Genomic DNA, 13,343 nt, shown 5'->3' on the forward strand with positions numbered 1-13,343 from the left:
CCGACATGGCGGTCGACACGCTGTGGCGACGCTTGCGTGGCTGGCTCAAGCCAGACGCGTTCGTCGCCGCAGCGCCCGGCGCTACCGCCAACACCGATACGGCGCAATCGCGCATGACGGCAAGTCTGCGCAGCCTGCTCGACGACCCCACCATATCCCCCGCCATCCGCAGCGATCTTGCGGCGGATTTCGGCCGCATCGAAGCGATGCTTGATCGGCTGGAGCGCGGTGAATTGCACGTCGCGGTGTTCGGCCGCGTCTCCGCCGGCAAGTCGGCGCTGGGCAATGCCTTGCTCGGACGCGAGGCGTTCACCGTGGGCGTGCTTCACGGCACCACCGCCGCGGCCCAGCAGGCCACACTCGACGAGGCGATCCAGGACGGCCTGGTGCTGATCGATACGCCGGGCATCAACGAGCTGGATGGCGAGGCGCGCGAGCGCCTGGCTTTCGATGTCGCCGAAGTCAGCGACCTGGTGATTTTCGTCGCCGATGGCGACCTCACCCGTGACGAGCTGGACGCCATCCACACCCTCGCCGCCACCCAGCGCCCCCTGCTGTTGGCGCTGAACAAGGCCGACCGCTATCGCGCGGATGAACGCGAGGCCCTGCTCGATCGACTGCGCGAGCGCACGTCCGGACTGCTGCGTGCGGAGGATGTGATCGCCGTTGCCGCGCGCCCTTCGCCCGAGCGTGTGCTGGATATCGATGCTCATGGCCGCGAACACGCGCACGAACAGCAGCGACCACCCGATGTCGCCGCCTTGCGCGAACGGCTGCTGGCCATTGCACAGCGCGAAGGCAAGACGCTGTCTGCACTGAATGCAGGACTGTATGCGGGGCGTCTCACCGATCAGGTGAGTGCACGCATTGCCGCCAGCCGCCGCCTGTTGGCAAGCCGGCTGATCCGCCAGTACTGCATCGCCAAGGGACTGGCGGTGGCGCTGAATCCGATCCCGGTCGCCGACCTGCTCGCTGCGGCCGGGCTCGATGCTGCAATGGTCGTGCAGCTCTCACGCGTCTATGGTTTGCCGCTGACCCGCGCGGAATCCGGTCGCCTCGTCGCGGTCATTTCCGCACAGCTGGCGGCCCTGATGGGTGCGATCTGGGGCGTGCAACTGGTGGCGTCGACGCTCAAAGGCGTGAGTGCGGGGCTTTCGGTGCTGGTCACCGCTGCCGCTCAAGGTGCCCTGGGCTGGTATGCCACGGTCTTGATTGGACGCGCCGCGGAGCGCTATCTCGTTGCCGGCAAGTCATGGGGCGACCAGGGCGCCAAGCGCGTGGTCGCGGAGATCGTGGCCAGCCTCGATCGCGATTCGATCCTGCGTGAAGCGCGCGAGGAAATCCTCAAACGCCTGAAATCGCGCCAGGCACCGTTACTGTAGGAGCGCACCCTGTGCGCGAGAGCCTACGTAGCGGTGACGCCGTGATCGCGCACAGGGTGCGCTCCTACACAATGCCGTCGAGGAATTGGCGAACCATGGGCGCATCGAACGGCCAATCCAATTCGCGGCCATCCTGATCATCCCGCAGCACCGGCACGCGAACGCCATAACGCTGTTCCAGCGATGCGTCGTCATCGACCCAGATGCTGTCGAAATCCGGCGCGCGCGCCTCAGCCATCACGGCCAGCGCCTGGTCGCAGAGATGGCAGTAGTCGCGTTGGTAGAGTACGAATCGTGTCGGCATGGCCGCCGCACCATACGCCAGCTCGTCGTGATCCGCGAGCACATCGCGTGGCCGGCACCAGGCGGGCAGATCGTCCCGCCATACGCTTCCGCACTGACTACCCGCTGCGGCGCGGCAAGCATCGCGGCGCCGCCTGCGTAGAATAGGCGACCCTCCCCGCCCACATTGCGCATTCCATGGCTGTCAGCGTATTCGACCTGTTCAAGATCGGCATCGGTCCGTCCTCCTCGCATACCGTCGGCCCGATGCGGGCGGCGGCGCGCTTCGCCGAGCGCTGGCTGGAGGAAAAAGGCGTGCTCGATCGCGTTACGCGCGTGCGCGCGGAGCTGTACGGCTCGCTGGCGATGACCGGCCGCGGCCATGGCACCGACAAGGCCGTGCTGCTCGGCTTCGAGGGCGCGCATCCGGATACGGTCGACCCCGACCGTATTCCCGAGACGTTGGCGCGCATTCGCTCGACCCATCGCCTGCGCGTACTCGGCAAGCACGAGATCGAGTTCGAGGAAAAGCGCGACCTGGTCTTCAACAAGCGCCAGAAGCTGCCGTTCCACACCAACGGCATGCGCTTCTCCGCCTACGATGCTGAAGGCCATGAGCTGGCAACGCGCGATTACTACTCCGTCGGCGGTGGCTTCGTGGTGAATCACGACGAGGCGGCCGAAGACCGCATCGTGGCCGATACCACCGAGCAGCCGTATCCGTTCTCCACCGGCGACCAGATGCTGGCGCTGTGCGAAAAGCACGGCATGACCATCGCCCAGTTGATGATGGAGAACGAAAAGGTCTGGCGCAGCGAGGAAGCAACCCGCGCCGGCCTGCTGGTCATCTGGAAGGCGATGCAGGACTGCGTCAATCGCGGCCTGCGCTCGCCTGGCGTGCTGCCTGGCGGACTCAAGGTGACGCGACGCGCACCAGCCATGGCGGCTGACCTGCGCGATGCGCCGGAAGCCTCGCTGAAGGACCCGCTGACCATCCTCGACTGGGTCAACCTCTACGCGCTCGCGGTGAATGAAGAGAACGCTGCCGGTGGCCGCGTGGTGACGGCGCCGACCAATGGCGCGGCCGGCATCGTGCCGGCGGTGCTGCACTACTACCACCGCTTCTGCCCGAAGTCGGATGAGAACGGCATTATCGATTTCATGCTCACCGCCGGCGCCATCGGCATTCTCTACAAGGAGAACGCCTCGATCTCCGGCGCCGAAGTGGGCTGCCAGGGCGAAGTGGGCGTGGCCTGCTCGATGGCCGCGGGCGGTCTCACTGCCGCGCTGGGCGGCAATGTGCTGCAGGTCGAGAACGCCGCCGAGATCGGCATGGAGCACAACCTCGGCCTGACCTGCGATCCGATCGGCGGCCTGGTGCAGATTCCCTGCATCGAGCGCAATGCCATGGGTTCGGTGAAGGCGATCAACGCCAGCCGCATGGCGCTCAAGAGCGACGGCAAGCACCGCGTGTCGCTGGACAAGGTCATCGCCACCATGCGCGACACCGGCCGCGACATGAAGGACAAGTACAAGGAAACCTCGCGCGGCGGGCTGGCGGTCAACGTTATCGAGTGCTGAGCTTCTAGCTCCCTCTCCCCTTCGGGGAGAGGGCTGGGGTGAGGGGTCAATCTTGCGAAAAGCCTGGCTCAGGGCCGGCTCTGTAGTCACGCCCTCGCGAGCACCCGCCCCTCATCCCAACCTTCTCCCCGGCGGGGAGAAGGAGCTATGAGCGGCTCCTTTCCACAACCGATTCAAGCACCTGCCTGCTGCGCCGCGGCACGATCGATGACGCCGGTCAAGCTGACAGCGCCGCGCCGGGTCTGTCATCATCCGCCCCTTATGTCGCCCAGGTGGCGGCTCGTCGAATCACTGACCTGGGAAACCGCATGGCTTCTTCCCCTCATCGCCGCGATGTCGGCCCGTTCGCCCTCATGCTCACCGGCCTGGGCTCGATCATCGGCTCCGGCTGGTTGTTCGGCGCGGCCCGTGCCTCCAGCCTGGCCGGCCCCGGCGCGGTCTGGGCCTGGGTGCTGGGCGCGGCGATCATCATGACCATCGCGCTGACCTATGCCGAGCTCGGCGCCATGTTCCCGGAGTCCGGCGGCATGGTGCGCTACAGCCATTACTCGCATGGCTCGCTGGTCGGCTTCATCGGCGCCTGGGCGAACTGGATCGCCATCGTGTCGGTGATCCCGGTGGAGGCGGTCGCCTCGGTGCAATACATGCACCACTGGCCGTTTGAATGGGCGCACGGCCTGTCCACGCCGCTGGGCAATGGCCATATCGAATTGACCACGGCAGGCATGGGCATCGCCAGCGTGCTGGTGCTGGTGTATTTCCTGCTGAACTTCTGGAGCGTGAAGCTGTTCGCGCACTCCAATACCGCCATCACCACGTTCAAGCTGGTGGTGCCCGCCGCCACCGGCCTGCTGCTGATCGCCAGCGGCTTCCATCACGAGAACTTCTCGGTCGGCATCCATGGCGACCAGCACGCCATCGACTTCCCGGCGATTCTTACCGCCGTGACCACCGCCGGCATCGTCTTCAGCTTCAACGGCTTCCAGAGTCCGGTGAACCTGGCCGGCGACGCGCGCAACCCGGGCCGCAGCATTCCGCTCGCCGTGGTCGGTTCGATCGCCATTGCCACGGTCATCTATGTGATCCTGCAGGTGGCCTATATCGGCTCCGTGCCGACCGACATGCTGGCCAAGGCCGGCTGGAACGGCATCAACTTCAGCTCGCCGTTCGCCGACCTGGCGATCATCCTCGGGCTGCAGTGGATGGCCTGGCTGCTGTTCGTCGATGCGGTGATCAGCCCCAGCGGCACTGGCATCACCTATACCGCCACCACCGCGCGCATGATTTACGGCATGGAGCGCAATGGCACGATGCCGAAGATTTTCGGTCGCCTGCACCCGAAGTGGGGCATCCCGCGTCCGGCCATGTGGCTCAACCTGCTGGTCTCGTTTGTCTTTCTGTACAACTCGCGCAGCTGGGATTCGCTGGCCGCCGTGATCGGCGTGGCCACGGTGATTTCCTACCTCACCGGTCCGGTCAGCGTGATGACGCTGCGCCGCACCGCGGCAGGCATGCATCGACCATTCCGCCTGACCGGCTTGCCGGTGCTCGCGGCGATTGCCTTCATCATGGCCACCGAGCTGCTGTTCTGGGCCGCCTGGCCACTGACCGGCAAGATCATCCTGCTGATGGTCGTCGCCCTGCCGGTCTATCTGTATTACCAGGCGAAGGCTGGCTGGCACGACATCGGTCGCCAGCTCGGCGGCGCCTGGTGGCTGATCGCCTACCTGCCGACGATCGCGCTGATTTCCTGGGCCGGCAGCTCGAAGTTCAACGGCCACAACTACATTCCCTACGGCTGGGATTTGCTGCTGGTCGCTGTCGTCGGCTTGGTCTTCTATATCTGGGGCGTGAAGTCGGGCTGGCGCACGCCGTCGGTGGAAGCGGCGGAGGCCGAAGCCGCTAGCCGCCCTGCCCAACACTGAAACACTTCTGTGTTGGCACATGAAAACGCGCGGTGATGAGCCGCGCGTTTTTTGTTTTGCCCAGGCCATCCGACGAACGCCAAAGTTCAGTGCGGTGCCAGTGCCAGCACATCACCCAGCAGTGCCTGCGCCGTCACCTCCGGCCCCGCGCCCGGCCCCTGGATCACCAGCGGCTGGGTGTTGTAGCGCGTGGTGGTGAGGGCGAACTGGTTGTCGGTGCCGAACAGCCGCGTAGCCGGATGGTTCGCGGGTACCTCGACCAGGCCGACGCGCGCGCGGCCGCGCTGATTGAGGCGCGCCAGGAATCGTAGCGAGCCGCCGCGCGCCTTCGCCTCTGCATGACGGGCCGCGAGCGGTTCGTCCAGCTCTTCCAGGCGGGCGAGGAAGGTTTCCACATTCACCGAACGCAAGGCCTCCGGCACCAGGCTTTCCACTTCCACTTCATCCGGGCGCAGTGCAAAGCCGGCACATCGGGCCAGGATCAGCAACTTGCGCGCCACGTCTTCGCCCGAAAGGTCCGACCGCGGATCAGGCTCGGTGTAGCCCAGCTCACGCGCACGCCGCAGCAGGGTGGAAAACGGCTGGCTGCCGTCGTACTGGTTGAACAGGTAGGAAAGCGAACCGGAAAACACGCCTTCGAGGGTGAGCAAGGCATCGCCGCAATGACGCAGGCGACGCAAGGTGGACAGCACCGGCAAGCCGGCGCCCACGGTGGCCGAATCGCCATAGCGACCACCCTGCAACAAGGCGCTTTGCAACGAGCGCCAGCCCGGCAGGTCACCACCGGCCAGCGATTTGTTTGCCGTGACCACGTGGTAGCCGCGTGCCAGCCAGTCGGCATGGCGAGCGGCGAGCGTGCCGCAGGCGGTGGCGTCGATGATCACCTTCACCGCGGCGTCGCTGGCCTCGAGTGCGGCAAGCAAGGCCGCATCGTCACGGTGATCCCCGTGGCTCTTCAGCTTTTCACGCAAGGCACGATCGGCAAGCTGCTCGGCTCCCGTCTGCTGCCGGCGCGAGTTGGCCGCGCCCACCAGGCGGATCGACGCGGCTGCCTGGGTATTGAGCAGTTTCAGGAATGCACCGCCGACCACGCCCGTGCCCAGCAGCACCGTGGCAATCGACGCGGGCGCCTGCCCCGTCGACGCGAGGGTTGCCTCCGCACTCAATGCAGCACTCATGCGCTCACCCGGCGTTTGCCTGCCTCAACGGCTTGCGCGCGGCACAGCGCGGCATCGAGATCGCGCAGCAGGTCGTCGCCGTCCTCGATGCCTATCGACAAGCGCAGCAGGCTATCGGCGATACCGGCTGCGCGACGCGCCTCCGGCGCCATCGCGGCGTGGGTCATCGATGCCGGATGGGCAATCAGGCTTTCCACGCCGCCCAGCGATTCGGCCAGCGAGAAATAGTGCAGTCCGTCGACAAAGGCCTCGATATGGGACACATCGCCTTGCAGTTCGAAACTCAGCATGGCGCCGAAACCCAATTGCTGACGTGCCGCCAGCGCGTGACCGGGGTGACGCTCCAGGCCCGGGTAATAGACCTTGCTCACGGCTGCATGGCCGTCCAGACGGTCGGCAATGCGGACGGCGTTTTCCTGATGCTGACGCAGGCGCACGCTCAGCGTGCGCAGGCCGCGCAGGGTGAGGAAGCTGTCGAACGGCGCGCCGGTAAGGCCATTGCAGTTGCCCCACCACTTCAGCTGCTCGGCCACCGCGGGATCGCGTGCCACCACCGCGCCGCCCACCACATCGCTGTGACCGTTGATGTACTTGGTGGTCGAATGAACCACCACGTCTGCGCCCAGGGTCAGCGGCTGTTGCAGGGCCGGCGACAGGAAGGTGTTGTCGACCACGACCAGGGCACCTACCGCATGGGCAGCCTGTGCCACGTGACGGATATCGGTAATGCGCAACAAGGGGTTCGATGGGGTCTCCACCCACACCAGCGCCGGCTTGCTGGCGAGACCTTCGGCCAAGGTATGCGCGTTGGTGAGGTCGACGAACTTGACCTGGAAACGCCCCTTCTTCGCCCACGCATCGAGCAAGCGCCAGGTGCCGCCATAGCAGTCGTGGGCCGCCAGCACGGTCGCCCCCGCCGGTACCAGCTCCAGCGCCAGCGCCACCGCCGCCATGCCACTGGCCGTGACGACGGCGCCGGCGCCCTGCTCCAGCTCGGCCAGTGCCTCACCCAGCAAGTCGCGCGTGGGATTGCCGCTGCGCGAATAGTCATAGGCGCGCTTGCCGCCCAGGCCGGTGAATGAGTAGTTGGTCGACAGGTGCAGCGGCGGCACCACGGCGCCGTGTTGGGTATCGGACTCGATGCCGGCACGCACCGCGCGGGTACAGGGGGATGGGGTCTCGCTCATGGGTGAATCTCCGTGCGTATAGCGTTGCCGTGGGCGGCAGGGTTTTGTGTCGGGGTCAACAACCGGCCAGCGCCTCGCGCAACAACGGCGCGAGGCGATCGGTTTCCTTCAGGAAGGCGTCATGCCCGTACGGCGACTCGACTACTTCGAGCGTGGCCGGACCATGCAGGCGGCGCTGCAGCTCGCACAGGTCGGCGAGCGGCACCAGCCGGTCGGACGGGAAGCCGATCAGGGTGGCCGGCGCGGCGATCTGCTCCGGCGGCACGTCGTGCAGGTCGATGGATTCGGACAGGGCCAGGAAGCGCTCGACGTCGAAACGCTCGACGAAGCGGCGTCCGGCGTGCTCCAGGTAGTCCTCGACCTGGAAATGGAAGCGGCCATCGCGGAACTCCGGCGCGGCCCCGAAGCGGCGGGCGAATTCGTCGCTGCCGCGATAGGTGGTCATCGCCAGCTGGCGGGCCAGCGCCAGCGCCTGCTCGGGCTGGCCGCAATCCTGGCCCAGCCGCACGATGCCGCGCTGGACCGAGCGCTGCGCGGTCGCCAGCGGATGCGGGCGATGGGCGCCGGCCAACAGGATCAGCCGCCCCAGCGCATACGGGTGGCGCGCAGCAAACGCCAGCGCCGCCATGGCGCCGTAGGATGAGCCGATGAAGGCATGCACGCGCCCGATCCCCAGCGCCTCCACCAGGGCAGCCAGGGCATCGGCCTGATCCTCGCTGGAAATGGCCTGCACGCCGCCGAGGTCGGCCGGGGTGATCCAGTCGATCGAAAGCACCCGATAGCGCTCCAGATCCAGCGGCAGCCCGCTGCCGACCAAGTCCTGCCACCAACCGGGAGCCGCCTCGCCGTCGAGCGCCACCACGTCCCGGCTGGCCGAGATGCCGCCCTGCACGATCACCGTGGGAGCATCCGGGGCGCCGCACCACAGGTAACTCACATCGAGCTCGCACGGCGCGCTGCCGTACTTCGGGGTGATCCTGATGCGACGGGTGCAGCGCTGGGTGGTCAGGTCCGGCCGCATGACCGCACCGGCCGCAGCAAGGGCGGAGGCAGTGGGCGTAAGGGCTTGCGGCTGGCTGGACATCTCGGCTCTCTCCGGTCGGCATCGTCCTGCGGACCGGAGAGGAGAGGAGAGCGCATGGCGGCGCAACAACAGCGCGGCGGTGCGGATCTACCCTCATCTCGCGGCATGCGCCCTAGGCGCTACCGCAGGAATTGGCACCGTCGCGGAACTGTTCCGCAGGTTGCCCCGGCTTCAAAGGGCCTGTCCCTCCGCCGGTCTCGATGAGTTCGGTAGAATCTATACGCGAAGGATATGACTGTCAATAGACGTCTAAACGTCTAGGCGCATAGACCTCAGTAGCGCGCAAGCCGTCACGACCCGTAGACATAGGCCAAAGGCGGTCCCCGTCTGGCTTTGCACCCCTTCGCGCCAGGGCGCTGCATGGCCCTGGCGCGGCACCAAAGGCTTACTGCTTGAGCGCCGTATAGGACGTGGTCCGCCCCTGCAGCTTGTCGTCGTAGACCATTTCGATGCTTTTCCCGTCCGCACTCACGGTGGACTTCACGACCGCAATGACCTTGCCGTTGCGGAGATCCGTTTCCACCAGGGAGTTCTTGCCGACCTGCTTCACCTTCACGGTGGTAATGCCGGGGTCGCCCTTGTAGGGGGCCTCGGTGCCGTCCGTCTTGGCCTCGTAGGACTGTCCGGTCGGCGTGGTCATGCCCAGCTTGCCGCCGTCTTCCTTATAGGTGAACAACAGGCCGTTATCGGACAAGCCCGAGATATCGGACGTCACCCACGAGCCGGAGATGGCGTGCGCGCCGGCTGGACCTTGCGCCACCTGCTTCATGTCGCCCTTGCCGGTGACCGGGTCGCCACTGGTGTTGCTGCTGTCGGTGAACTCGAAATGGGCCGTCTTGCCGTCCGCCGCCACGGTGGTGGTCGAGCTGGCCACCACCTTGCCGCCCTTCTTTTCGGTTTCCTTGACCGTATGCTCGTCCACCACCTGGACCACCATCGTGTCGTAGTAGGGGTGCCCGGTCACTTTCTGGTCGGTGCCATCGGCCTTGACCTTGATTGGCGGCGCGCAGGTCTTGCACTCGAACATGCCGTTCTGCAGCACGAGCACATCGGGCTTCTTGGACATCTGCACCTTGTTGGTGTCGATCTTCCAGGTGCCGTCGAAGGCGCTCTGCGCCATGGCGTACGCCGGACAAAGCAGGACCAGCAGACCGATACTCAGCGACTTCTTCATGGTTGCGACTCCCCAGAGAGTGAGTGTGGCCAGGTCGCGCCCAAGGCCCCCAGGCAGACCTGCCGATCATTCGAGCAAGATGCCGTGGCGGACCCGGCCGTGCGACCGTACGCCCGCCCCTGAGCGCTAGCAATCAGCTGAAAGGGTTAGCAAAACATCGGAATGGCTGGCCGAATTTGCGACCTGGCAGCCCGACTGCAACACTTCATCCCACTCAAGCATCGGCAACCACCATGTCCATCGCTGCCAACCTCGTCATCGCCGTGGTCGCCCTGCTGCACGTCTGGTTCCTGATCCTGGAAATGTTCCTGTGGGACAAGCCGTCAGGGCGCCGCGCGTTCGGGCTCACGGCCGAGTTCGCTGCCCAATCCAAGGTGCTGGCGGCCAACCAGGGGCTCTACAACGGCTTTCTCGCCGCCGGACTGTGCTGGGGCCTCTGGCTGGGCCGCGACGGCATCGATATCAAGCTGTTCTTCCTAGGCTGCGTATTGATCGCCGGGCTGTTCGGCGGGCTGACCGCAAGCCGGAAAATACTCGTGATCCAGGCCCTGCCGGCCCTGCTTGGCCTAGTGCTGGTACTGCTGACCTGAGCGCTTGCCGGCCCGGCACGCCTGCATCCGAGGCGACGCTGTGCCATGCTTTTCGCTTGACCGCAATGCCGGACCACCCCATGAGCCCGATTCAACAGGAAGCGGTCGGCAACCGCTTCGATCCCCGCCGGATGCAACATGCGCGCGAACGCACCTGGGCCGCGGTACAGGGCACCCGCGAGCGGATGCGGCCCGGCATCAGCGAGGACGAGGCCCGGGTCGAAGCCGCCGAGGTGTTCCGTGCCCTGGGCATCGAACGACTGTGGCACCCGGTGATCATCCGCATCGGGCCCAACACCACCAAGACCTATCGCGAGCGCTCCGACACCAGCGTGCGCCTGGGCGAGAACGACATCTACTTCATCGACCTCGGCCTGGTGTTCGATGGGCACGAGGGTGATGCCGGCGACACCTTTGTGGTGGGCCACGCGCCGCAGCAACAGGCCTGTGCCGATGCCGCGCGGGCACTGTTCAAGCTGGTCGCCGAGGCATGGCGCAGCCAGGGCCTCAGCGGCGAGGCACTCTATGCCTACGCCCAACAGCAGGCCGAGGCTATGGGCTGGCAGCTGAATCACGAGATCAAGGGGCATAGAGTCAGCGACTTTCCCCATTCCGTGCACAAGGCCGGCGACCTCGGTGATCTGGGCGAACGGCCGTCCAGCGGCCTGTGGATCCTGGAAATCCAGATCGCCCACCCCAGCGAACCCTACGGCGCCTTCTACGAGGACCTGTTGAGCGTCGACTAGGGCCTGTCTTGAGGAGTCCCGGCATGAGCAATGACGAAGCGATGCTTGAAGGCGGCTGCGACTGCGGCGAGGTCCGTTACCGAGTGATCGGCCCACCGCTGTTCGTGCACTGCTGCCACTGTCGCTGGTGCCAGCGCGAGACAGGCACCGCGTTCGCCCTGAACGCCTTGTTCGAAACCGAACGACTGAGCCTGCTCAAGGGCATGACTGAGGCCATCGTGACGCCATCGCTGAGCGGCAAGGGTCAGACCATCATGCGTTGCCCGAGCTGCCGCCTGGCCCTGTGGAGCCATTACGCCGGCGGCGGCCCCTGGGTGGCCTTCCTGCGGGTGGGCACCCTGGACCAGCCGGACCGGCTCAGTCCCGACATCCACATCTACACGACCACCAAGCAGCCCTGGGTGGTGATCCCGGACGGCGTGCCAGCGGTGGACGAGTTCTACCCGGCCGACCAGTACTGGCCCCCGGCTAGCCTGGAACGGCGCCGGATCCTGCGGGAAAAGCTGGCAAGGTCCTAGCCTTGGTACAATGGCGGGTTCGCAAGCCTGATACCCCGCCATGTCCACGCATCTATCCGAAACCCGCCGCCGCCGCACCTTCGCCATCGTCAGCCATCCTGACGCGGGCAAGACCACGCTGACCGAAAAGCTGCTGCTGTTCGGCGGCGCGATCCAGATGGCCGGCTCGGTCAAGGGGCGCAAGGCGGCCCGTCACGCCACCTCCGACTGGATGGCGCTGGAAAAGGAGCGCGGCATCTCGGTGACCTCGTCGGTGATGCAGTTCCCCTACGAGGAACGCATCGTCAACCTGCTCGACACCCCAGGCCACGCGGACTTCTCCGAAGACACCTACCGCGTGCTGACGGCCGTGGACTCGGCGCTGATGGTGATCGACTGCGCCAAGGGCGTGGAGGAACGCACCATCAAGCTGATGGAGGTGTGCCGCCTGCGCGATACCCCGATCATGACCTTCATCAACAAGCTCGACCGCGAGGGCCGCTCGCCGATCGAGCTGCTGGACGAAGTGGAGTCGGTGCTGGGCATCGCCTGCGCGCCGCTGACCTGGCCCATCGGCATGGGCAAGCGTCTCAAGGGCGTGTATCACCTGCTGCTCGACGAAGTGCATGTGTTCGAGCAGGGCAAGAATTTCACCCGCCAGGACTCGACCATCTTCAAGGGCCTCGACGCCCCCGGCCTGGCCGAGAAGATCGGTGCCGAAGCGCTGGCCGAACTGCGCGACGAACTGGAGCTGGTGCAAGGCGCTTCGCATCCGTTCGATCTGGATCAATACCTCGCCGGCAAGCTGACCCCGGTGTTCTTCGGCTCGGCGGTGAACAACTTCGGCGTGCAGTTGCTGCTGGACTTCTTCGTCGAGCACGCACCGTCGCCACGCGCACGCGGCACCTTGTCGCGCGAAGTGAAGCCGGAGGAAGAAAAGCTCACCGGCTTTGTGTTCAAGATCCAGGCCAATATGGACCCCGCGCACCGCGACCGCATCGCCTTCATGCGCGTGTGTTCCGGCACCTATACCGCCGGCATGAAGATGATCCAGACCCGCACCGGCAAGGAAGTACGCATTGCCAATGCGCTGACCTTCATGGCCAGTGACCGCGAGATCGTCGAATCGGCTTATCCCGGCGACGTGATCGGCCTGCACAACCACGGCACCATCGGCATCGGCGACACCTTCAGCGAAGGCGAGCCGGTGAGCTTCACCGGCATCCCGAACTTCGCGCCGGAGCTGTTCCGCCGCGCCCGCCTGCGTGATCCCTTGAAGATGAAGGCGCTGCAGAAGGGCCTCGCGCAGCTGTCCGAGGAAGGCGCTACCCAGTTCTTCCGTCCGCTGATGAGCAACGACCTCGTGCTCGGCGCGGTGGGCGTGCTGCAGTTCGACGTGGTCGCCTACCGCCTCAAGGACGAGTACGGCGTCGACGCCAGCTTCGAAACCGTCGGTGTGGCCACCGCGCGCTGGGTGCATTGCGAAGACGCCAAGAAGCTGGAGGAGTTCCGCGAGAAGAACGCCATGAACCTCGGCATCGATGCTGCGGGTGAGCTGGTCTATCTCGCTCCTTCGCGCGTGAACCTGCAGCTGGCGCAGGAGCGCTGGCCGCAGGTCCGTTTCTCGGCCACGCGCGAGCACGCCACCTCCGTCGACCTCTGAGCCCCAGCCAGAGGTCCCAGCGCCACGCGCGTGGATGTCTCCATCGACGCGCGC

At 66.0% G+C, this 13,343-nt stretch carries 12 protein-coding genes and 1 riboswitch; of the genes, 7 read left to right on the forward strand and 5 right to left on the reverse strand.

Annotated features, from left to right (window positions below):
* The first annotated feature begins 5 nt into the window (after positions 1-5).
* A complete protein-coding gene (locus OUZ49_RS07610; RefSeq protein ID WP_266149728.1) occupies positions 6-1,382 on the forward strand; it encodes a GTP-binding protein in 1,377 nt (458 codons plus the stop codon).
* Positions 1,383-1,446: 64 nt separating this feature from the next.
* Here the strand turns inward: OUZ49_RS07610 and OUZ49_RS07615 are convergent, their stop codons facing one another.
* Positions 1,447-1,686 (reverse strand): glutaredoxin family protein, encoded by a 240-nt coding sequence (locus OUZ49_RS07615; RefSeq protein WP_266149729.1) that lies wholly within the window; start codon positions 1,684-1,686, stop codon positions 1,447-1,449.
* 176 nt (positions 1,687-1,862) lie between these two features.
* Between OUZ49_RS07615 and OUZ49_RS07620 the strand changes: the two genes are divergently transcribed.
* Complete coding sequence (locus OUZ49_RS07620) at positions 1,863-3,245, forward strand: L-serine ammonia-lyase (protein WP_266149730.1); 1,383 nt, start codon at positions 1,863-1,865, stop codon at positions 3,243-3,245.
* A gap of 308 nt (positions 3,246-3,553) precedes the next feature.
* The gene (locus OUZ49_RS07625) at positions 3,554-5,170 is read left to right on the forward strand and encodes an APC family permease (RefSeq protein ID WP_266149731.1); all 1,617 of its coding nucleotides are present in this window, start codon (positions 3,554-3,556) and stop codon (positions 5,168-5,170) included.
* An 86-nt stretch (positions 5,171-5,256) separates the two neighbouring features.
* Here OUZ49_RS07625 and OUZ49_RS07630 read toward each other — a convergent pair whose 3' ends face one another.
* From OUZ49_RS07630 to OUZ49_RS07645, 4 genes are all read right to left on the reverse strand, one after another.
* The gene (locus OUZ49_RS07630; protein ID WP_266149732.1) at positions 5,257-6,348 is read right to left on the reverse strand and encodes a homoserine dehydrogenase family protein; all 1,092 of its coding nucleotides are present in this window, start codon (positions 6,346-6,348) and stop codon (positions 5,257-5,259) included.
* Positions 6,345-7,535: a cystathionine gamma-synthase gene (gene metB, locus OUZ49_RS07635; protein WP_266149733.1), complete on the reverse strand. Its 1,191-nt coding sequence runs from the start codon at positions 7,533-7,535 to the stop codon at positions 6,345-6,347. The genes OUZ49_RS07630 and metB overlap by 4 nt, the downstream gene beginning before the upstream one ends.
* Before the next feature lie 55 nt (positions 7,536-7,590).
* Positions 7,591-8,619 (reverse strand): homoserine O-succinyltransferase MetX, encoded by a 1,029-nt coding sequence (gene metX, locus OUZ49_RS07640; RefSeq protein WP_266149734.1) that lies wholly within the window; start codon positions 8,617-8,619, stop codon positions 7,591-7,593.
* Between the two features lie 90 nt (positions 8,620-8,709).
* A riboswitch (SAM riboswitch) is annotated at positions 8,710-8,826 on the reverse strand.
* Positions 8,827-9,004: 178 nt separating this feature from the next.
* The gene (locus OUZ49_RS07645; RefSeq protein WP_266149735.1) at positions 9,005-9,793 is read right to left on the reverse strand and encodes a hypothetical protein; all 789 of its coding nucleotides are present in this window, start codon (positions 9,791-9,793) and stop codon (positions 9,005-9,007) included.
* A 233-nt stretch (positions 9,794-10,026) separates the two neighbouring features.
* Here OUZ49_RS07645 and OUZ49_RS07650 point away from each other — a divergent pair, with 233 nt between their 5' ends.
* From OUZ49_RS07650 to OUZ49_RS07665, 4 genes are all read left to right on the forward strand, one after another.
* Positions 10,027-10,383 carry a DUF1304 domain-containing protein gene (locus tag OUZ49_RS07650; protein WP_266149736.1) on the forward strand — a complete coding sequence of 119 codons (357 nt, stop codon included), beginning with the start codon at positions 10,027-10,029 and terminating at the stop codon, positions 10,381-10,383.
* Positions 10,384-10,463: 80 nt separating this feature from the next.
* Positions 10,464-11,129, forward strand: coding sequence for a M24 family metallopeptidase (locus tag OUZ49_RS07655; RefSeq protein ID WP_266149737.1), 666 nt, complete (start codon positions 10,464-10,466; stop codon positions 11,127-11,129).
* A gap of 23 nt (positions 11,130-11,152) precedes the next feature.
* On the forward strand, positions 11,153-11,647 hold the full coding sequence (locus OUZ49_RS07660; RefSeq protein WP_266149738.1) for a GFA family protein: 495 nt from the start codon (positions 11,153-11,155) through the stop codon (positions 11,645-11,647).
* Between the two features lie 40 nt (positions 11,648-11,687).
* Complete coding sequence (locus OUZ49_RS07665; RefSeq protein ID WP_266149739.1) at positions 11,688-13,289, forward strand: peptide chain release factor 3; 1,602 nt, start codon at positions 11,688-11,690, stop codon at positions 13,287-13,289.
* Positions 13,290-13,343 lie beyond the last annotated feature (54 nt).

It is taken from the genome of Dyella halodurans, assembly GCF_026283925.1.
In the GTDB taxonomy this organism is placed as follows: domain Bacteria; phylum Pseudomonadota; class Gammaproteobacteria; order Xanthomonadales; family Rhodanobacteraceae; genus Dyella; species Dyella halodurans.